Origin of the sequence: Bradyrhizobium sp. Leaf396, assembly GCF_001424605.1 — a bacterium.
In the GTDB taxonomy this organism is placed as follows: domain Bacteria; phylum Pseudomonadota; class Alphaproteobacteria; order Rhizobiales; family Xanthobacteraceae; genus Bradyrhizobium; species Bradyrhizobium japonicum_C.
The window spans coordinates 287,065-307,214 of record NZ_LMQJ01000004.1 but is presented as its reverse complement, the minus strand read 5'-3'; the positions used below and the strand labels follow the sequence as shown (position 1 = coordinate 307,214).

Sequence of the window (20,150 nt, the reverse complement as noted above, 5' to 3'; positions counted from 1 at the left end):
ATGAGCGAGCACGCTACGACCGGGCCGAGCGGCGACCTCTGCATCCGCACGCTGGCGATGCCGGCCGACACCAACGCCAACGGCGATATCTTCGGCGGCTGGCTGTTGAGCCAGATGGACGTCGGAGGCGGCGTGTTCGCCTCGAAGGCCGCGCGGTCGCGCACCGTGACCGTCGCGATCGAGGCGATGAATTTCCGCAAGGCGGTCTATGTCGGCGATCTCGTCTCGGTCTATGCCAATCTCGTGCGTGTCGGGCGCACTTCGCTGACCGTGCATCTCGAGGCATGGGCGTTGCGTCGCAAGGAGCTTCATCCGTTCCTCGTCACCGACGGTAATTTCACTTACGTCTCCATCGACGATCACGGCCGCCCGCAGGCGATCCAGCGCAACGATCCGCCGATCGCGACGTAATCGCGCGCGACGCTCTGCCTCATCCCGCGACATGGCAGGCGCAACAGAACGCGGCGCCGGTGAGATCGGCCCGTCGCGGCTTCGCCAAGAACCAGTCATAAAACGGATGAGGTCCCGGCGTACTCAATTGCCTGTCGATTCGGGGTGGAAACGGCCTCCAATGCCTGGGAACCTTCGGGCAGGATTGCCGTTATTTGCCCGCACCGAGGAATCACGGACCATGCCGGACAGCTACATCATCGAAGTCAATTCGCAGACCGCAGGTATCGTCGTTCGCTCTCAAGGGGGCTACTGCTTCTTCGCCTCGTCCCACCGCTTCAACCGCCTCGAGGGCCAGCTCTTCCGCAACGCCCGCGAGGCCGAGCGGGCCGCGCGCAAGTTGGTGAACGGTGACGTGAAGGAGGCGGCGTAACCGTCGCCGTCATTCCGGCGCGAAGCGCGATCCGGAATCCATCTTGCCTTGCAAAATGTTGATCAAAAGATTCCGGGCTCGCACCTGTCATCCGCGTCCCGGAAGTGCTGATCACAGCTTTGTCGCGGCGCGCGACAGCAGCTTCCACTCGTCGCCCTGCTTCTGCCAGTTCATCAGGATGTGAAGGTTGGTCGACACTTTTTTCCCATCGGCCGCCATCTCCTGCTCACCCAGCCAGTGGAAGCGCACGATCGCGGCTGGTCCGACCACCTTGATGGTCGGGTCCTTGTATTCGATCGACAGGAACTTGGACTTGCCGTCGGTCGCGTTAGTGATGAAGGTCGCCTTGTCCTCGACCTTGCCGCTGGAATGGCTGTAGCTCAGCTCGTCCGCGCAGAGCGCGCCGAGCGCCTTCGGGTCCGCCGCGATCTGGGCAAGGCGGAAGGCCTCGACCTTCCTTGCCACGGCTTCCTCGTCCGCCGACGCAGCGCGTGCTGGCGTGGCGAACGCAAGCGCAGAGACGGCGAAAGTGGAGAGCGCCAGATCACGTCTGTTGATCGTCATCGTTTCCTCCTTTTTGGTCTTGGCCGGAGTGTTGCAGTCGCCCGCGGACTTGTCGAGTGTCGCGTGAGCAGGGATGCGCATGCGTCGTTGCGCGATCGAAGCCATATTGATACGTGTTCCGCGTCGACGCGTCGCACATCGAGAAAGTACGGAAATGATCGAGGCCAGCCACGATGCGAGGGGGAGGGCGCTGCTGTTCGACATCGACGGCACGCTCGCCGATACCGATCCATTGCACTTGAAGGCTTTCAACCAGGTGCTCGGTCCTCATGGCCATGTCTTCGATCACGCGCGCTTCTCCAGAGAGCTGCAGGGCTTCGCCAATGTCGCCATCGGCGAGCGTTTCTTGCCGCATGAAGCGCCGGAACGGCGCGCCCTGATCCTCGATGAGAAGGAAGAGGTCTTCCGAACGCTGGTGGCCGGGCAGATTGCACCGCTGCCAGGTCTGATGGCGCTGCTCGATCGTGCCGACAGCGCCGGCATTCCCATGGTGGCCGTGACCAACGCGCCGCGTCTCAATGCCGAGCTGCTGCTCGCCGGCCTCGGCATCACGCATCGCTTCAAGGCCATCGTGATCGGCGCCGAGCTGCCGCACGGCAAGCCGCATCCGCTGCCCTATCAGGAAGGGTTGCGTTTCGTCGGCGCGAGGCCGGAAACCTCGATCGCATTCGAGGATTCCCGCACCGGCGTGCAGTCCGCTGCGGCAGCCGGCATCCCGACCATCGGCATCCGCACCAGCCTCAGCCATGCTGACCTGATTGCAGCAGGCGCCGTCACGTCCGCCGGCGCCTTCGACGATCCGGCGCTGCTCACGCGTCTTGCCGACGCCATGGCCTGGTGAGCACCCATCATCCGTTAACCGTGATCGACGCGCGCATTGACCGAAGGCGCGAACCGCCGCACCATGCATCATTCTGATTTGAGGCCGTTGCCGTGACCGGACTGACCCATCGCCAAGCCGAAATCCTCAACATTGCGCGCGCCTCCGGCCGCGTCATGGTCGAGGAGCTCGCGCGTCGCTTCGAAGTCTCGGCGCAGACCATCCGCAAGGATCTCAATGACCTCTGCGAACGGAGGTCGCTGACCCGCATCCACGGCGGCGCCATCATCGCCTCGGGCGTGGAAAACCTCGCCTATGAGGCGCGCCGCTTCGTCGCCGCCGACGAGAAGAAGGCGATCGGCGCGGCGGCCGCTTCGCTGATCCCGAACGGCTGCTCGCTGTTCATCAACATCGGCACCACGACCGAGGAGGTCGCGAGCGCGCTGACCTCGCACGAGGATCTGCTCGTCATCACCAACAATCTCAACGTCGCGATGTTGCTTTATCGCCATCCCCGCATCGAGGTGGTGGTCGCGGGCGGCACGGTACGGCGTGCCGATGGCGCGGTGGTCGGCTCGACTGCGACGCAGCTGATCGGCCAGTTCAAGGTCGACTATGCCATCATCGGCGCGTCCGCCATCGACGAGGAGGGCGCGCTGCTCGACTTCGACTATCGCGAGGTGCAGGTGGCGCAGGCCATCATCGCCAACGCCCGCAGCGTCATGCTGGTGGCCGATTCGACGAAACTCCGCCGCAGCGCGCCGGTGCGCATCGCCCACATCACCCAGATCCAGACCTTCGTCACCGACCAGGAACTGCCCGAGCGTCTCGCCACCATCTGCCACAGCAAGGGCATCGAAGTGGTGGAGGCGTTGCCGAAAGGGTTGGGCGAGAATGATGAGCCCCAGGCCGATGCGCAGGACGCCGCGCCTGAGGCAGCGCCGGTGGTGCGGCTGCGATAGAGGCTTAGTCTGCTTCAGGGCGCAGCGCCGTCGTCCCCGCAGCCAGCGTTGGGGGCAAGAGCTTCCGGCATGACCTGATCCCACGCCTGGTTCGACAGGACAGAGAACGCGGGGCCCGGACGCCCCCGGCGTGGCGAGTTCGGCTGGCCCGCTGGCTTCCAAGCGCCCGCGCGCTGCCTTCGCTTTCGCCCCTTCGCCCCAGGAAATATTCCACTTTCATTTTCTTTCGCTTCTCTTTCGTCTTGCTTTCGTTTCTGGGTGTGATGTAATTTAAAACGAAAGTTGCCGCCCAATGAACGGGCGGTCGCCGGGGGATGCGTCTTTTGGAGCGTATTTTCGATCTCGCCATCATCGGAGGCGGTGTTAACGGCTGCGGCATCGCGCGCGACGCGGTGGGCCGGGGCAACACGGTTTTCCTGTGCGAAATGAATGATCTGGCGAGCGGGACGTCGTCCTGGTCGACCAAGCTGGTGCATGGCGGCCTGCGCTACCTCGAATATTACGAGTTTCGGCTGGTTCGCGAGGCGCTGATCGAGCGCGAGGTTCTCTGGGGCATCGCGCCCCATATCATCCGCCCCCTGCGTTTCGTTTTGCCGCACCATGCCGGCCTGCGTCCGGCCTGGCTGCTGCGCCTCGGCCTCTTCCTCTATGACCACATCGGCGGCCGTCATTTGCTGCCGGCCACGCGCTCGGTCGATCTTCGGCGCGACGAGGTCGGCAAGCCGCTGATACCCAATCGCTACGCCCGCGCGTTCGAATATTCCGACTGCTTCGTCGATGACGCCCGGCTCGTCGTGCTCAACGCGCGCGATGCCGCCGACAAGGGCGCCGAGATCCGCACGCGCACCCGCGCCACCGAGATACGCCAGTCCGACGGGTTGTGGACTGTCGGCATGGTCAACACGCTGACCGGTGAGCGCTCGCAGATCCAGGCGCGCGCGCTGGTCAATGCCGGCGGTCCCTGGGTTGAGGACGTGCTCGGCCGCGGCGCCGGCGTCAACGCCAAGGCAAAAGTCCGCCTGGTGCAGGGCTCACATATCGTCGTGAGAAAACTCTACGACCACGACCGCGCCTACATGTTCCAGAACGCCGACGGCCGCATCATTTTCGTCATCCCGTATCAGGACGACTTCACGCTGATCGGCACGACCGACCGCGACTATGACGGCGATCCGGCCAAGGTGAAGGCAACGGCCGAGGAGATCCAGTATCTCTGCGCCGCGGCGAGCGAATATCTCGCCAAGCCGGTGAGGCCGGAGGACGTGGTCTGGACCTATTCCGGCGTGCGTCCGCTCTATGACGACGGTGCCAGCGAAGCCAAGGCCGCCACGCGTGACTACGTGTTCGAGCTCGACACGCCCGGCGGCGTACCGCTGCTGTCGATCTATGGCGGCAAGATCACGACCTATCGCAGGCTCGCCGAGGAGGCGCTGGAGCGGCTCGCGCCCTATCTCCGCAGCGCGAAAGCGCGGGAGGGCTGGACCGGAAAATGGCCGTTGCCCGGCGGCGACATGAACGTGTCCGATATCGACGGGCTGATCGCCGAGCTCCAGCGCGGCTATCCGTTCCTCGGCCACGAGCATGCGCGACGTCTTGCCCGCGCCTATGGCACACGGGCGATCAAGCTGCTCGGCGATGCGAAATCGGCCGCCGATCTCGGCCTGGCCTTCGGTGCGACACTGACCGAGCGCGAGGTCCGCTACCTCATGGCCAATGAATGGGCCGTCACCGCCGAGGACGTGGTCTGGCGCCGGTCCAAGCTCGGCCTGCGACTATCTGCCGACGAGATTGCGGCGCTTGACGACTGGGTCAGGACCCACGCCGTGCAGCAAAGTCCCCTGCTGGAAGCAGGAGGACGCTCATGACGGTGACACTCGATCACGTGACCCGGACCGTCGAGGGTGTCCCGCATATCCGCGACGTCTCGCTGACGCTCGAGAGCGGAACCCTCAACGTGCTGCTCGGCCCGACATTGTCGGGCAAGACCTCGATCATGCGGCTGCTCGCAGGCCTCGACAAGCCGACCACGGGCAAGGTGGTGGTCAACGGCAAGGACGTCACCGGTGCGGACGTGCGCCAGCGTTCGGTCGCCATGGTCTATCAGCAGTTCATCAACTACCCCTCGCTGACGGTCTACGAGAACATCGCCTCGCCCCTGCGCGTGCAGCGCAAGCCGCGCGATGAGATCGAGGCGCGCGTCGCCGAGGCGGCCAAGCTGCTGCGGCTCGAACCGTTCCTGAGGCGCACGCCGCTCCAGCTTTCCGGCGGCCAGCAGCAGCGCACCGCGATCGCGCGTGCGCTGGTCAAGGGCGCCGACCTCGTGCTGCTCGATGAGCCGCTCGCCAATCTCGACTACAAGCTGCGCGAAGAGCTGCGCGCCGAATTGCCGCGCATCTTCGAGGCCTCCGGCGCGATCTTCGTCTATGCCACCACCGAGCCGACCGAAGCACTTCTGCTCGGCGGCAACACGGTCTGCATGTGGGAGGGCCAGGCGCTGCAGATCGGCGAGACGACAAACGTGTACCGCCGTCCACAGACCTTGCGCGTCGCGCAGGTGTTCTCCGATCCGCCGCTCAACCTCGTCGGCATCGAGAAGAAGAACGGGCAGGTCGCCTATGCAGGCGGCACGGCTTCTTCGCCGGCCTCAGGTCTTTACGCGGGCCTCGCCGATGGCGCCTATCGCGTGGGCTTCCGCGCCCACCAGCTCGGGCTCGCCAATGGCCAGACCGACCGCCACGCCTTCCACGCCACGGTGACGGTGACCGAGATCACCGGTTCGGAGAGCTTCGTGCACTTGACCCGCGACGGATCGAACTGGGTGGCGGTGCTGCACGGCGTGCACGAGTTCGAGCCCGGCCAGACGCTCGATGCCGTGCTCGATCCCAATGATGTTTTTGTCTTCGATGCGGCCGACCGTCTGGTCGCCGCTCCAGGCTCGTAAGGGGAAGGTGCGCCATGGCCCGCATTGACCTCGTCGATCTCGCGCACTCCTACGGCGGTAATGATGCCGCGCCGGAAAGCTTTGCGCTCAAGCCCGTTACCATGACCTGGCGCCAGGGCGGCGCCTACGCGCTGCTCGGCCCGAGCGGCTGCGGCAAGACCACGCTGCTCAACGTCATCTCCGGCATCATCACGCCATCGCGCGGGAAGATCCTGTTCGACGGCGTGGACATCACGCCGCTGTCAACCCAGAAGCGCAACATCGCCCAGGTGTTCCAGTTTCCGGTGATCTACGACACCATGACGGTCGGCCAGAACCTGGCGTTTCCGCTGAAGAACCGCGGCGTGCCGAAGGCCGAGATCGACAAGCGCGTCGCCGAGATCGGCCGCCTGCTCGACCTCGAACCCTACCTCCATCGCAAGGCGACGCGGCTCACGGCCGATGCCAAGCAGAAGATCTCGCTCGGCCGCGGCCTGGTCCGCTCCGACGTCGCCGCCGTGCTGTTCGACGAGCCGCTGACTGTGATCGATCCCGAGCTGAAATGGCAGCTCCGCTCCAAGCTGAAGGCGCTGCATCGCGAGCTCGACCTCACGATGATCTACGTCACGCACGACCAGACCGAGGCGCTGACCTTCGCCGATACCGTCGTGGTCATGCATGACGGCCGCGTCGTGCAGAGCGGCACGCCGGCCGAGCTGTTCGACAAGCCGGCTCACACCTTCGTCGGCTACTTCATCGGCTCGCCCGGCATGAACATCCTGCCGGCGCAGGTGAGGGGACGCGAGGCGCGTATCGGCGGCCACGTCATCGCGCTCAACCGCGCCTACGACAATCTGCCTGCGGGCGCCAAAATCGAGATCGGGGTCCGTCCCGAATTCGTCGAGGCCGTCGCGCCGGCGCCGGGCCTGCTCACGGCGAAGATCGAGCGCATCGACGATCTCGGCCGCATCCGTTTCGCTCGGACGCGTCTGGGCGACGCCAAACTGGCGGCGCGGGCCCCTAGCGGCTTCACCAGCGCGGACGGCACGGCCGGGCTGAAACTCGATCCGTCGCACGTTCACGTCTATGCCGACAGCCTTCTGGTGGAGGGAGCCGCCTGATGGACAAGACCGTCAACCAAAAGGCCTGGTTCCTGGTGCTGCCGGTGTTCCTGGTCGTCGCCTTCTCGGCGGTGCTGCCGCTGATGACGGTGGTGAACTATTCGATGCAAGACACCTTCGGGAACAACCAGTTCTTCTGGAACGGCGTCGGCTGGTTCAAGGAGCTGCTCGATCCCTCGACCGATCTCGGCGGCCGCTTCCTGGCTTCGCTCGGGCGCAACCTGTTCTTCTCGCTTGTGATCCTCGCAATCGAGGTGCCGCTCGGCATCGTCGTCGCGCTGTCGATGCCGCGCGAGGGCTGGACCGTCGCGGCCTGCCTCGTGATCCTGGCGCTGCCGCTGCTGATTCCGTGGAACGTGGTCGGCACGATCTGGCAGATCTTCGGCCGGCCGGACATCGGCCTGCTGGGCTATGCCCTCAACGCCATTGGTCTCGACTACAATTACGTCTCCAACGACGTCGACGCCTGGGTCACCGTCATCGTGATGGACGTCTGGCACTGGACCAGCCTCGTTGCGCTGCTGTGTTACGCCGGCCTGAAGTCGATTCCCGAAGCCTATTACCAGGCCGCCCAGATCGATGGCGCTTCGCGCTGGGCCGTGTTCAAGGCGATCCAGCTGCCGAAAATGAACCGCGTGCTCCTGATCGCGGTGCTGCTGCGCTTCATGGACAGCTTCATGATCTACACCGAGCCGTTCGTCGTCACCGGCGGCGGGCCGGGCAACTCCACCACCTTCGTGTCGATCGAGCTGGTCAAGATCGCGCTCGGCCAGTTCGACCTCGGCAAGGCCGCGGCGCTGTCGCTGGTCTACAACCTCATCATCCTGATCGTCTGCTGGATCTTCTACACCGTGATGACCAATGCCGGCGCCGAGCGCGCCGTGAAGGAAGGAGCCGCGTGATGCATTCGATCCCCGGCCGCCGCCTCATCATGGGGCTATTCCTGGTTTTCCTGCTGCTGCCGATCTACTGGCTCGTCAACATGAGCTTCAAGACCAACAGCGAGATCGTCTCGACGATGACGCTGTGGCCGCACACCCCGACGCTCCAGCACTACAAGCGCATCTTCACGGACGAGAGCTGGTATTCCGGCTACATCAACTCGCTGACATATGTGGTCCTCAACACCATCATCTCGATCTCGGTGGCGTTGCCGGCGGCTTACGCCTTCTCGCGCTATCGCTTCCTCGGCGACAAGCACCTGTTCTTCTGGCTCCTGTCGAACCGCATGGCGCCGGCGGCGGTCTACGCATTGCCGTTCTTCAACCTCTATTCGGCGATCGGCCTGTTCGATACGCCCTGGGCCGTCGCGCTCGCGCACTGCATCTTCAACGTCCCGCTGGCGGTGTGGATCCTGGAAGGCTTCGTCTCCGGCGTGCCGCGCGAAATCGACGAGACCGCCTTCCTCGACGGCTATTCCTTTCCGCGCTTCTTCATCAAGATCCTGGTGCCGCTGATCGCGAGCGGGATCGGCGTCGCCGCCTTCTTCTGCTTCATGTTCTCCTGGGTCGAGCTCTTGCTCGCGCGCACGCTGACCTCGGTGCATGCAAAGCCGATCGCAGCGATCATGACGCGCACCGTGTCGGCGGCCGGCATGGACTGGGGCCTGCTCGCGGCCGCCGGCGTGCTCACCATCATCCCGGGTGCGCTGGTGATCTGGTTCGTCCGCAACTACATCGCGCGCGGCTTCGCGCTCGGTCGCGTCTGAGGGGGCATCAATGGAATCCATCGCATGGATGGCCTGGACGCTGCCGACCGCGATCTTCTTCGCCGCGCTCGCCTGCACGCTCGCCGTGATGACCTGGCTCGCAGCGGTCTATCCCGAGGCCGAGCGGGTCGGCGTGCTGCGCATCCCGACCACGCGCGGCGATCGCCTGTTCATCTCGCTGATCGCGGCCGCCGTCATCCACCTGGTGTGGATCGGCCTCGTCGGCACCGACCCCATCGCCACGCTCCCGATCGGCGAGGAGGGCTTGGAAATCTCGAGCCTGTGGCTCGCAAGTGGAATTTCGCTGCTGACGGCCGTGCTCATTTTCCGCACGGTCTGAAGCTCGCGAAGGGACGGCCAGATCCGGGCGCAATCCGGGTCTGTATAAAAGTTTGTCGCTGCAACGGAGGAACAACATGCGACAGTTTAGGAGAAGGAAAGGTCCATTGACCAAGAGCAGTTTTCTGACCATGTCGAGCGCTGCCGCGATTGTTGCGGTTTCGTTCGCCCTCTCGGCTCCGGTGCGCGCCGCCGACGAGGCCACGATCCAGAAGTGGATCGCGGAATTCCAGCCCTCGACTCTGTCGAAGGAAGACCAGAAGAAGGAGCTGGAGTGGTTCGCCAAGGCCGCCGAGCCCTTCAAGGGGATGGAGATCAACGTCGTCTCGGAGACCATCACCACCCACGAATACGAGGCGCAGACCCTCGCCAAGGCGTTCTCGGAGCTGACCGGCATCAAGCTCAAGCATGACCTCATCCAGGAAGGTGACGTCGTCGAGAAGCTGCAGACGCAGATGCAGTCGGGCAAGAACGTCTATGACGGTTGGATCAACGATTCCGACCTGATCGGCACCCACTTCCGCTACGGCCAGACCATCGCGCTGTCGGATTACATGACCGGCGAGGGCAAGGACGTCACCAATCCGATGCTCGACGTCAACGACTTCATCGGCAAGTCGTTCGGCACGGGTCCGGACGGCAAGCTCTATCAGCTGCCGGACCAGCAGTTCGCCAACCTATACTGGTTCCGCTACGACTGGTTCACCAACCCAGACTACAAGGCCAAGTTCAAGGCCAAGTATGGCTACGAGCTCGGCGTGCCCGTGAACTGGTCCGCCTATGAAGATATCGCCGAGTTCTTCACCAACGACATCAAGGAGATCAACGGCGTCAAGGTCTACGGCCATATGGACTATGGCAAGAAGGACCCCTCGCTGGGCTGGCGTTTCACCGACGCATGGCTGTCGATGGCCGGCAACGGCGACAAGGGTATCCCGAACGGCCTGCCGGTCGACGAATGGGGCATCCGCATGGAAGGCTGTCGTCCGGTCGGCTCCTCCGTCGAGCGCGGCGGCGACACCAACGGGCCGGCGGCGGTCTACTCGATCACCAAATACCTCGATTGGATGAAAAAGTACGCGCCTCCGCAGGCCCAGGGCATGACCTTCTCCGAGTCCGGTCCGGTGCCGGCGCAGGGCAACATCGCCCAGCAGATGTTCTGGTACACCGCCTTCACCGCCGACATGGTGAAGCCGGGCATCGCCGTGATGAACGCCGACGGTACGCCGAAATGGCGTATGGCTCCCTCGCCGCACGGCGCTTACTGGAAGGAAGGCATGAAACTCGGCTACCAGGACGCGGGCTCGCTCACGCTCCTGAAGTCCACTCCGCCGGATCGCCGCAAGGCGGCATGGCTGTATCTCCAGTTCATCGTCTCCAAGTCGGTGTCGCTGAAGAAGAGCCATGTCGGTCTCACCTTCGTCCGTGAATCCGACATCTGGGACAAGTCGTTCACCGAACGTGCGCCGAAGCTCGGCGGCCTGGTCGAGTTCTACCGCTCGCCTGCCCGCGTGCAGTGGACCCCGACCGGCAACAACGTGCCGGACTATCCAAAGCTCGCCCAGCTCTGGTGGCAGAACATCGGCGATGCGTCGTCCGGTGCGAAGACGCCGCAGCAGGCGATGGATGCGCTGGCCGCTGCCCAGGACTCCGTGATGGAGCGTCTGGAGAAGTCCGGCGTGCAGGGCGCCTGCGGTCCGAAGCTGCACAAGAAGGAGAAGCCCGAGTACTGGTTCGCGAAGGCCGAGAAGGACGGCACCATCGCGCCCCAGCGCAAGCTCGCCAACGAGAAGCCGAAGGGCGAGACGGTCGATTACGACACGCTGATCAAGTCGTGGCCGGCGCAGCCTCCGAAGCGCGCCGAAGCGAAGTGATGTCGTAGATGTCGTGGCCGGAGCTGACCCGGCCATCCATCCAAACACGAAAGGCCGGGAGCGATCCCGGCCTTTTGGTTTTGTCTTTGCCTCTCCCATCAACCGGAGAGAGGGATAAGACATCACTCCGCCGGTTCGGCCGCCAGCGTCGGATAGTCGGTATAACCCTTGGCGCCGCCGCCGTAGAACGTGGTCTTGTCCCATTCGTTCAGAGGCGCGCCCTGCTTCAGCCGCTCGACGAGATCGGGGTTGGAGATGAACGGCTTGCCGAAGGCGATGAGGTCGGCCGCGTTAGCGTCCAGGATCTTGGTGGCGAGATCGAAATCATAGCCGTTGTTGGCGACGTAGGCGCCCGAGAAGCGCTTGCGCAAGGATGCATAATCGAACGGCGCGAAGTCGCGCGGGCCGCCGGTGGCGCCTTCGACGACGTGGAGATAGACCAGCTTCAGCGCGCTGAGGCCGTCGACAATGTGCTCGAACAGCGGCTGCGGGTTGCTGTCGGAAATGTCGTTGGCCGGCGTCACGGGCGAGATGCGGATGCCGGTGCGGTCGGCGCCGGCCTCGGCGGCGACGGCCTTGGACACTTCGAGCATCAGACGCGCGCGGTTCTCGATCGAGCCGCCATAGGCATCCGTGCGCTTGTTGGCGCCGTCCTTGGCGAACTGGTCGAGCAGATAGCCGTTGGCGCCGTGGATCTCGACGCCGTCGAAGCCGGCCTCCAGCGCGTTCTTCGTGGCGCGCTTGAAGTCGTCGATGATCCCTGGAATCTCGGAAAGCTCGAGCGCGCGTGGTTCGGAGACATCGGCAAAGCCGCCGTTCACAAACGTCTTGCCCTTGGCGCGGATTGCGCTCGGTGCAACCGGGGCTGCTCCATTGGCTTGGAGATCGACATGCGAGATGCGGCCGACATGCCAGAGCTGGATGAAGATCTTGCCGCCGCGTCCATGCACCTTGTCGGTGACCTTGCGCCAGCCGGCGACCTGGTCCTTGCTGTAGATGCCGGGCGTGTCCTGGTAGCCCTGGCCCTGCTGCGAGACCTGGCTTGCTTCTGTGATCAGGAGACCCGCGGAGGCGCGCTGGCCATAATAATCGGCCGCGAGCGGGCCGGGCACGAAGGTGCCTGGTACGGCGCGGTTGCGCGTCAGCGGCGCCATCACCAGGCGATTGGCCAGCGTGATCGGGCCGAGCTTGTAGGTTTCGAACAATTTGGTCGGGCGGCTCATGGGAGATGCTTCCGGGCAATGAGAGGTCACGAACACTTGTGCATCGTGACTGCGGGCGCAAGGGCGGAGCCATACGCAGCGCGCAGGCATGCTACGCGGCAGGGCCGCGTAGCATGATTCATGCGCAATTCCGGCCGCTGCAGCAGAGTTTCGCTACGCGGCCGTGCGTTTCGGCAAATCAGTTCGCGCCCATGAAATCGCGCTTGCCGATCTCGACGCCGTTATGGCGCAAAATGCCGTGGGCAGTCGCGGCGTGGAAATAGAAGTTCGGCAGCGAGAACGAACTCAGGAATTGCTGGCCCTTCATGGTGGTGGTCTTGTTGGGGCCGGACGGGAAGGTGACGTCTCTGGCTTCAGCCCCTTCGAACTGCTCGGGCTTGAACGACTTCACATAGTCGATGGTCTTGGCCAGGCGTTGCTTCAGCTCCGCGAAGGTCGTCTCGGTATCGAGGGTCGAGGGCACCTCGCTGTGCGTGAGCCGGGCGCAGCCCTTGGCGGCGAAATCGCTGACGAGCTGGACCTGTCTCGACAGCGGCAGCATGTCCGGGAAGAGGCGTGCACCGAGCAAGACGCCGGGGTCGATCTTCTTGGCCGCGCAATGCGCCTCGGCTTTGGTGAGCAGCCCGGTCACGCTGTTCAGCATTTGCAAGTACGCGGGGACGACGGCGTCGTAGAAGGACATGTGATGCTCGCTTCAATGGTGGGAAATCTCAGGAGAAAACCTGAGCCCCTCACATGGGAACCTCATGGAAAAATGCAATCGCGGAAAGAGGCCTTCTGCGATACGAAGATTCCACTCTGTCACCCTTCGCGATCCAGTACTCCGAGACGGTCGTGATTGGAGCCGACAGGCTGCGGCGTACTGGATGGCTCCCAATGCGCAATTGCGCACAGCGACGGGAAATGACCACGGATGGATTGTTCAGCGGATAGTCGCCGCCGGCTGCGCCTGCGCCGTGCTGCCGCGCATGCGGGCGAGCAACTCGGCGGTCGGCCAGGAATCGGCGGGCAGGCCGAACTTGATCTGCATCGCCTTCACCGCCGTGCGGCTCTGCTGACCTAGAATGCCGTCGACCTTGCCGACATTGTGTCCGGCGCGCACCAGGAGCTGCTGCAATTCCTTGATCTCGCTGAACGGCAGCTGCGCCACCGGCTGCGCCGGCTTGCGCATCGGCGCGGCACCGGCAATGCGCGAGGCGAGATAGCCCGCCGTGGTCGAGTAGATCAGCGAGTTGTTCCACTCGGTATAGGCCGCGAAATTCGCATAGGCCAGGAAGGCGGGACCATTTCGTCCCATCGGCAGCAGCACGGAGGCCGCGAGATTGTCGTTCGGCAGGGGCCGCCCGTCGGGATAGGTGACGCCCAGCTGCGCCCATGTCGAGCGCGGCTCGCGCACTGTCAGATCGGTCTTCTCCCACGGCAGGTTCGGCGGCACCTTGATCTCTTCCAGCCAGGGTTCGCCGCGGCGCCACTTCAAGCCATTGGCAATGTAGTTCGCGGTGGATCCGATCACATCGGCTGGCGACCGCAACAGGTCGCGCCGCCCGTCGCCGTCATAGTCGACAGCGTAGTTCACGTAGTGCACGGGCAGGAACTGCGTCTGCCCGAGCTCGCCGGCCCAGGAGCCGATCATCTCGTCGGGATGCAGATCGCCGCGGTCGATGATCTTCAGCGCGGCGATGGTCTCGCCCACGAACATCTCCGAACGGCGGCAATCATAGGCGAGCGATACCAGCGATTTCAGCGTCGGCAGATTGCCCATGTTGGCGCCGAAATCGCTCTCCAGGCCCCAGAAGGCTGCGATCACCGCCGGCGGCACGCCATATTCCTTCTCGGCGCGCGCGAACGCGGCGGCGTATTGCTTGATGTGCTGCTGCCCGTTCTGCATGCGGTAGGGCGCGGCCATGCGGCCGGCAAATTCGGTGAAGAGCTGGCCGAACACGCGTTGGCCGCGGTCGCGATTGACGATGCCCTGGTCGTAGACGAGATACGGCGAAGCCTCCGCGATTGTCCGCTGCGACACGCCGGCGGCCACGGCCTGTTGCTTCACGTCGGCCAGGAAGCGGTCGAAGCTCGCCCCGTTGTGGCATGAGGCGGCACGGGGCAGGGCCGCGGTGGGTCTGGGCGCGGCAGTCTTGGCAGGCGGAGCGAGCTGGGCGGAGGCGGGAGCGGAGAGGGCGAAAAGAGCGGTGGCCGCGATCGCAAATCGGGTCAGGAGCATGAGGTTTCCGCTGAGGGAGGGAGACGCTGGGAGTCTTGCTGAAGCTTAATGGAGCGGTGGCGCTCAGACCAGTGCCGCGGCTCCGCGACGCACCCGGAAACCTTGAATCCCGGCCGGGGTCATCCCTACCTGATGTTTGCCGGCCTGCAGGCGCTTCCAGCGGCCGCGGCCGGCTCCAGGAGACGGCCATGAACTATTTTCGTACCGCAATGCTGCTCGCAGGCCTTACCGCCCTGTTCATGGGCGTCGGCTACCTGATCGGCGGCGCCTCCGGCGCCATGATCGCGCTCGTCGTTGCCGCCGCGACCAATCTCTTCACCTACTGGAACTCCGACCGCATGGTGCTGTCGATGTACGGCGCCCATGAGGTCGACCGTTCGACCGCACCGGAGCTGGTCGGGCTCGTCGCGGAGCTTGCGGGCCGCGCCGGCTTGCCGATGCCGCGCGTGTTCGTGATGGACGAGGTCCAGCCCAACGCGTTCGCGACCGGCCGTAACCCCGAGAACGCCGCAGTCGCCGTCACCACCGGCCTGATGAACCAGCTGAGCCGCGAGGAGCTTGCCGGGGTGATCGCGCACGAGCTCGCCCACATCAAGAACCACGACACGCTGCTGATGACGATCACCGCGACCATCGCGGGCGCGATCTCCATGCTCGCGCAGTTCGGGATGTTCTTCGGCGGCAACCGCGAGAACAACAATGGTCTCGGCATCGTCGGCTCGATCCTGATGATGATCCTCGCTCCGCTCGGCGCCATGCTGGTGCAGATGGCGATCAGCCGCACCCGCGAATATGCCGCGGATAATCTCGGTGCGCGCATCGTGGGACAGCCGATGTGGCTGGCTTCCGCGCTGGTGAGGATCGAGGGCGCGGCACATCAGGTGCCGAACTACGAGGCGGAGCGAAATCCAGCGACCGCGCACATGTTCATCATCAATCCGCTGTCGGGCCATGGTGTGGACAACCTTTTCGCCACCCATCCTTCGACGCAGAACCGTGTTGCCGCCCTCCAGCAACTCGCGGCCGAGCTCGGCGCGCGGGCGATGCCATCGGTCGGCGCCAACGAGAACTATCCGCCGCGCAGCCCTTGGGGCCGCTCCTCCTCGCGCGGTCCTTCGCGAGGTCCTTGGGGCTGACGGAACCGGCAAGCATTTGTGCCCGGCTTTGTGACCTGGCGCACACAGGGTGGTCACGGCAGGTGTTAACACCCTGCCGTGACCAATTCTTCGAAAGGGGATGCGCGGCCGGACCTCTGCCGGTCGCCGTCGAAGATGACCCGAGCTGCCGTACTATTTCTGATCGTTCTTTGCGTGCTCGCCGGCCTGTCCACGCACATGGTCGTCAATTGCGGCGACGAGGACGATCCCGACATCTGCTCGGCCGTGATCGGTTTCTCGCCGCTCCGCGGCTCGCTGATTGCCTTCGCCTATGAGGGGCGTGGACGGATCGCGCTGCGCCACGGCGACTTCAAGCGTGCGATTGCCGATTTCGACGAAGCGATCCATCTCAATCCGAACCGCGGCTCGCTCTATCGCGACCGGGCGCTGGCGCGCCGTCTGAACGGCGATCTGGAGCTTGCGATTGCAGACTACGACGAGGCGATCGCGCACGATCCCAAGCGCGCCGCACCCTATCACCAGCGCGGTCTCGCGCTCGCCGCCATGGGCGACCTCGACCGCGCCATCCTGAGCTACAGCACCGCTGTCCGCCTCGATCCTTCCGATGCGCAGGCCCGTCTCGACCGGGGCCTTGCGTTCCTCGCCCGCGGCCAGGCCGATGATGCCCGCGCCGACTTCGAAGCCGCGCTGGCGCTGCCCGCGGGCAAAGAGAGCGGCATGCGCGATCTTGCGCGCGCCAAGCTCGCCGAGCTGGCCAGCGCCGAGCCGACGCAGGTTGCCACGCCACGACGGTGAGGGAGTTGTCGCTGGAGGCTTTCCCCTTCGCCGGCCGGAGAGGACGGCCTCTTGATTCGCCTACTTCGCCTTCTTGGCTTTCGCCTTCGCCTTGGCAGCCTTCTTCGCCGGCTTGTCTTCCTTGGCCTTCTTCTCTGCCTTTACCGCAACCGGCGCGCTGGCAGCCAGGCGCATCGACCGCGCGTAGCTGTCGGCGACGTTGTCGGCGGACATCTGGAGGCGCTTGGCGGCGGTGGTGGCCTGCTCCATCGTGGCCTTGGCCATCATCTTGAAGCGTTCGCCGGTCTCCTTGCCCTTGGCCTTGGCCGCAAGGCCGTTCAAGCGATCCCGCCGCTCCTTGGCGCGGGTCATCAGGCCCGTATGCAGCTGTCTGGCCAGTTGCCGGATCACGACATCCAGGTCGGCGTCCGCCATGTTCTCTCATCCCCTTCGAAAAACGCTGTTGATGCGGCGCGACTATGCAGATCGGGGTCCGCCTTGGCAATTGCTGCCATCCCGTCATCCGCAGCTTCCAGCTTGCGAAACAAAAAAGCCGCGCTGCTTGCGCGGCTCTGATGCGGTCTGGCGCAGGGAGGGCGCCTTCGGCCTCATTTCAGCGAGGCCACCGGTCCGTTCGACGCTGCCGGGGCCGGGTCGAAGCCGAATACGCCGACCAGGTATTTGTAGTAGTCCGGCATCTTCTCCTTGAGCGCCTCGCGCGATTTCGGATCGTGGAATTCGCTCTTTCCGGCCAGGAAGATGCTCGCGGTCACGGCGAAGAACTCCATGGGATTCTTCAGCGCATAGGATTCCTTGGGCAGCATGTCCTTGGACTTGGCCAGCGCGTAATAGGCTATCACGCCCTTGTTGGCGTAGCCGTCCGGCAGGAGGCGTGCGTGATAGGCGTGGAGGAGCTCGTGCAGCAGCACGGCCTCCTTCTCGTAACGCATCATGTCCGGCCGCAGCATGATCACGCCAAGGCCCGAATCCACAGCGAGGTCGACGGCGTTCGGATTGGTCCAGCGCTGCTTGTCGTGGTCCCACACCGTTAGCGTCCGCGGCACGCGGCGCTCGACGTTGGGAGCGACGCGGCCGTAGCAGGCCGTCGCGGCACCTTCGTCGAGGCAGGCGAGCTCGCTCGCGATGATGGGCACGGTGCGGAAGAAGCGCAGGACGCGCGGCGACAGGCCGGCGGATTCCACGACGTCGATCTGCTGCTTCAGATTGTCGGTGAGCTTGTCGACATCCTTGCGGTCGGAGTTCTCCGACAGGTCGAACATGTAGCCGCGGTAGCTCTGGAAGCCGGGCGGCAACGTCTGCACTGCGTCAGCATCCAGCGACCCGGCATGAGACGGACCGGCGAAGAACGCGCCGACGATGGTTGCGGTCAGCAGCAACGCAATGCGCATGAGTGAGCCCCCTGATGTCACTTTCACCGGCAGAATAGGCCGCCGTCGTTTGCGAAACGTGAGTGGGGCGAGACTAAGGCATCGATGTTGAAGCGTGATTAATCCCACGTGGCAGATCGTGCGCGAGGATTAGTGCCGAGTTAACCACGACGACTGCCTTCGCCGGAGAGGCGCACTTGCGCAGCGGCCGCGGATCCCCGCGGCCGTTCTGCCCCCAGCCGGCTCAATAGTCGTAGCCTGGACGACCGGGATAATGCGCGCGATTGCAGGCCCGTCGTCCCCGGTCAAGGCCGGCTGCGCTTTTGGCGAGCGCGCTGACATATTTCAGGCAACGCACGTAGTTTTCATTGCCGAGCCAGTCGAAACTGCCGGCGGTCGCCGGTTTGAGCTGCGCGGAGCCGGCAAGCGCCACGACGGCGATCAAGGCGGAGCAGGCAAAGGTTGTGATGATCTTCATGGTCCGTATTCCCCTCCGGCCGCCCGATGCAGCCGGTGTGGCCGCAACCATGCCCAAACCCGACTGACAGAACTGTGCTGGCCGTCACGCATGGCATGGCCTGCCACTGCTGCGGCGGACGCGGCGCGCGTGTTCGTCCAGTTCCGGGCGCGCCGCGATCCTCACAGCTCTCGTGCGTTCGAAAAGGCGAAGCTCGAGACCCGCCGCGTCGTCTCGTCCAGGATCAGCGTGCGCGTGATCGGCGGTTCGGCGCGCTGGGCGCAGTTTTCGCGCTCGCAGAGGCGGCAGTTGACGCCGATCGGCGTGCCCTCGGCCTTCTCCAGGTCCATGCCGGTGGCATAGGTCAGGCGTGCGGCGTGGCGGATCTCGCAGCCGAGGCCGATGGCGAACCGGGGCTGCGGCAGCGGGTGCGGCGCAACGGGACGGCGCACCATCTGCGCGATCGAGAAGTAGCGCGTGCCGTCGGGGAGCTCGATCACCTGCTTGAGCAGGCGGTCCGGGGTGTCGAAGGTCGAGTGCACGTTCCAGAGCGGACAGGTGCCGCCGAATTTCGAGAACGGGAAGGTGCCGGAGGAGAAGCGCTTGGAGACGTTGCCCGCATTGTCGACGCGCAACAGGAAGAACGGAATGCCGCGCGCGTTCGGCCGCTGCAGCGTGGTGAGGCGGTGGCAGACCTGCTCGAAGCCGGAATTGAAGCGCTGCGCCAGCACGTGGATGTCGTAATTGAGCGCTTCGGCAGCGGCGAGAAAGGCGGGATAGGGCATCATCACCGCCGCCGCAAAGTAGTTGCCGAGCGTGATGCGGAACAGGCGACGCGGCGCATCGTCGAGTGGACCCGCGCGGCCGATGATGGTCTCCAGGGCTTGCGCGCATTCGCCTAACCCCAGCTGGAAGGCGAGCTGGAACGCGCGGCCGGGCGGGTCGACCAGCTCCGAGATCAGAAGCTGGCGGCGGTGGCGGTCGAAACGCCGCAGCGTTTCGCGCATCACGTCCACGGGCATGATGCGGGTCTGGATCGAATGTTTCTCGCGCAGGCGCGCGGCCAGCGCCGCGTAGAGCCCCTCCGCCGGCACGTTCAGTTCATCGCGTAGGTTCTCCGCGGCCTGCTCCAGCTCCGGAAAGTAGTTGCGGTTGGCCTCGATCAGCTCGCGCACACGCTCGACCGGATTGGCCTCGTAGCGCGTGCCGACGTCGCGGTCGGCCATCTGCGCCGCCGCCAGCGTCTCGCCCTGGCGCGCCTCGGTATAGGCCGCATAGAGCCGTTGCAGCGCATGGGTGACCCCGGGGCAGAGCTCGGCGAGGTCGCGCAGCTCCTGCTTGGGAACGTCGATCTGGCGGAACAGGGGATCCGAGAAGATCTCGTTGAGCTCGGCGAAGAACCGATCCTCGTCGGCGGTGGCGAGGTCGCGCAGATCGAGGTCGTAGCTCTCGGCCAGCCGCAGCAGAATTTGCGCGGTCACGGGGCGCTGGTTGCGCTCGATCAGGTTGACATAGCTGGGCGAGATCCCGAGTCCCTCGGCGATCTGGGTCTGGGACAGCCCCAATTGCTGCCGGATGCGTCGGAAGCGCGGGCCGACGAAGAGCTTCTTGCCGGAAGCGGCGGGCATTCCACGGATCTCCTGAATTCCACATTAGGTCAGTTCAGCTGACCTAATCGTTACAAGGTTTACAAAATAACATCTATTACAGGTTCAGATGTTACATGACATCACCAATAAGAAACAAGCCATCTATACGAAGTTTCCGTTTTCGCGTTTAGCTTCTGACACGCATATCGCAATGCACTGTCAAGAATGTCGATGGCCATGCCATCGTCA

At 64.6% G+C, this 20,150-nt stretch carries 21 protein-coding genes; 13 read left to right on the top strand and 8 right to left on the bottom strand.

The annotated features are described in order from the left end of the window. Together ASG57_RS06315 and ASG57_RS06310 are read left to right on the top strand one after the other, a co-directional pair. Window positions 1–411, top strand: coding sequence for an acyl-CoA thioesterase (locus ASG57_RS06315; protein ID WP_057195901.1), 411 nt, complete (start codon window positions 1–3; stop codon window positions 409–411). A 220-nt stretch (window positions 412–631) separates the two neighbouring features. Next, window positions 632–823, top strand: coding sequence for a hypothetical protein (locus ASG57_RS06310; protein ID WP_024341426.1), 192 nt, complete (start codon window positions 632–634; stop codon window positions 821–823). Between the two features lie 111 nt (window positions 824–934). Here ASG57_RS06310 and ASG57_RS06305 read toward each other — a convergent pair whose 3' ends face one another. Beyond that, window positions 935–1,387 (bottom strand): nuclear transport factor 2 family protein, encoded by a 453-nt coding sequence (locus ASG57_RS06305; RefSeq protein ID WP_057195957.1) that lies wholly within the window; start codon window positions 1,385–1,387, stop codon window positions 935–937. A 154-nt stretch (window positions 1,388–1,541) separates the two neighbouring features. Between ASG57_RS06305 and ASG57_RS06300 the strand changes: the two genes are divergently transcribed. The 9 genes from ASG57_RS06300 to ASG57_RS06260 all read left to right on the top strand — a co-directional run bounded on the left by ASG57_RS06300 (window position 1,542) and on the right by ASG57_RS06260 (window position 11,131). Beyond that, on the top strand, window positions 1,542–2,228 hold the full coding sequence (locus ASG57_RS06300) for an HAD family hydrolase (RefSeq protein WP_024341428.1): 687 nt from the start codon (window positions 1,542–1,544) through the stop codon (window positions 2,226–2,228). A 92-nt stretch (window positions 2,229–2,320) separates the two neighbouring features. Further along, window positions 2,321–3,169: a DeoR/GlpR family DNA-binding transcription regulator gene (locus ASG57_RS06295; protein ID WP_024341429.1), complete on the top strand. Its 849-nt coding sequence runs from the start codon at window positions 2,321–2,323 to the stop codon at window positions 3,167–3,169. 314 nt (window positions 3,170–3,483) lie between these two features. Then, complete coding sequence (glpD, locus tag ASG57_RS06290; RefSeq protein ID WP_057195900.1) at window positions 3,484–5,034, top strand: glycerol-3-phosphate dehydrogenase; 1,551 nt, start codon at window positions 3,484–3,486, stop codon at window positions 5,032–5,034. After that, a complete protein-coding gene (locus ASG57_RS06285; protein ID WP_024341431.1) occupies window positions 5,031–6,110 on the top strand; it encodes an ABC transporter ATP-binding protein in 1,080 nt (359 codons plus the stop codon). Before glpD ends, ASG57_RS06285 begins: the two co-directional genes overlap by 4 nt. A gap of 14 nt (window positions 6,111–6,124) precedes the next feature. Next, a complete protein-coding gene (locus ASG57_RS06280; protein ID WP_057195899.1) occupies window positions 6,125–7,210 on the top strand; it encodes an ABC transporter ATP-binding protein in 1,086 nt (361 codons plus the stop codon). Then, window positions 7,210–8,112 (top strand): carbohydrate ABC transporter permease, encoded by a 903-nt coding sequence (locus ASG57_RS06275; protein WP_057195898.1) that lies wholly within the window; start codon window positions 7,210–7,212, stop codon window positions 8,110–8,112. The genes ASG57_RS06280 and ASG57_RS06275 overlap by 1 nt, the downstream gene beginning before the upstream one ends. Continuing rightward, window positions 8,112–8,918: a carbohydrate ABC transporter permease gene (locus tag ASG57_RS06270; protein ID WP_024341434.1), complete on the top strand. Its 807-nt coding sequence runs from the start codon at window positions 8,112–8,114 to the stop codon at window positions 8,916–8,918. The genes ASG57_RS06275 and ASG57_RS06270 overlap by 1 nt, the downstream gene beginning before the upstream one ends. A 10-nt stretch (window positions 8,919–8,928) precedes the next feature. Then, the gene (locus tag ASG57_RS06265; protein ID WP_024341435.1) at window positions 8,929–9,258 is read left to right on the top strand and encodes a DUF2160 domain-containing protein; all 330 of its coding nucleotides are present in this window, start codon (window positions 8,929–8,931) and stop codon (window positions 9,256–9,258) included. Window positions 9,259–9,388: 130 nt separating this feature from the next. Then, a complete protein-coding gene (locus ASG57_RS06260; RefSeq protein WP_024341436.1) occupies window positions 9,389–11,131 on the top strand; it encodes an ABC transporter substrate-binding protein in 1,743 nt (580 codons plus the stop codon). A gap of 122 nt (window positions 11,132–11,253) precedes the next feature. On the opposite strand, the gene ASG57_RS06255 is transcribed toward ASG57_RS06260, so the two are convergent. The 3 genes from ASG57_RS06255 to ASG57_RS06245 form a co-directional block, all read right to left on the bottom strand. Further along, on the bottom strand, window positions 11,254–12,354 hold the full coding sequence (locus ASG57_RS06255; protein WP_024341437.1) for an alkene reductase: 1,101 nt from the start codon (window positions 12,352–12,354) through the stop codon (window positions 11,254–11,256). Window positions 12,355–12,532: 178 nt separating this feature from the next. Beyond that, window positions 12,533–13,036: a DUF1993 domain-containing protein gene (locus ASG57_RS06250; protein ID WP_057195897.1), complete on the bottom strand. Its 504-nt coding sequence runs from the start codon at window positions 13,034–13,036 to the stop codon at window positions 12,533–12,535. Between the two features lie 240 nt (window positions 13,037–13,276). Then, window positions 13,277–14,575, bottom strand: coding sequence for a lytic murein transglycosylase (locus ASG57_RS06245; RefSeq protein ID WP_057195896.1), 1,299 nt, complete (start codon window positions 14,573–14,575; stop codon window positions 13,277–13,279). Window positions 14,576–14,763: 188 nt separating this feature from the next. Between ASG57_RS06245 and htpX the strand changes: the two genes are divergently transcribed. After that, the gene (gene htpX, locus ASG57_RS06240) at window positions 14,764–15,711 is read left to right on the top strand and encodes a zinc metalloprotease HtpX (RefSeq protein WP_024341440.1); all 948 of its coding nucleotides are present in this window, start codon (window positions 14,764–14,766) and stop codon (window positions 15,709–15,711) included. 135 nt (window positions 15,712–15,846) lie between these two features. Further along, window positions 15,847–16,488 (top strand): tetratricopeptide repeat protein, encoded by a 642-nt coding sequence (locus ASG57_RS06235; protein ID WP_024341441.1) that lies wholly within the window; start codon window positions 15,847–15,849, stop codon window positions 16,486–16,488. A 60-nt stretch (window positions 16,489–16,548) separates the two neighbouring features. Here the strand turns inward: ASG57_RS06235 and ASG57_RS06230 are convergent, their stop codons facing one another. The 4 genes from ASG57_RS06230 to ASG57_RS06215 form a co-directional block, all read right to left on the bottom strand. Continuing rightward, window positions 16,549–16,902 carry a hypothetical protein gene (locus tag ASG57_RS06230; protein WP_057195895.1) on the bottom strand — a complete coding sequence of 118 codons (354 nt, stop codon included), beginning with the start codon at window positions 16,900–16,902 and terminating at the stop codon, window positions 16,549–16,551. A 173-nt stretch (window positions 16,903–17,075) separates the two neighbouring features. Further along, complete coding sequence (locus ASG57_RS06225; protein ID WP_057195894.1) at window positions 17,076–17,876, bottom strand: hypothetical protein; 801 nt, start codon at window positions 17,874–17,876, stop codon at window positions 17,076–17,078. A gap of 223 nt (window positions 17,877–18,099) precedes the next feature. Continuing rightward, a complete protein-coding gene (locus tag ASG57_RS06220) occupies window positions 18,100–18,333 on the bottom strand; it encodes a hypothetical protein (protein ID WP_024341444.1) in 234 nt (77 codons plus the stop codon). 161 nt (window positions 18,334–18,494) lie between these two features. Beyond that, window positions 18,495–19,940, bottom strand: a complete 1,446-nt coding sequence (locus tag ASG57_RS06215; protein WP_024341445.1) for a helix-turn-helix domain-containing protein — start codon at window positions 19,938–19,940, stop codon at window positions 18,495–18,497. Between the last annotated feature and the right edge of the window lie 210 nt (window positions 19,941–20,150).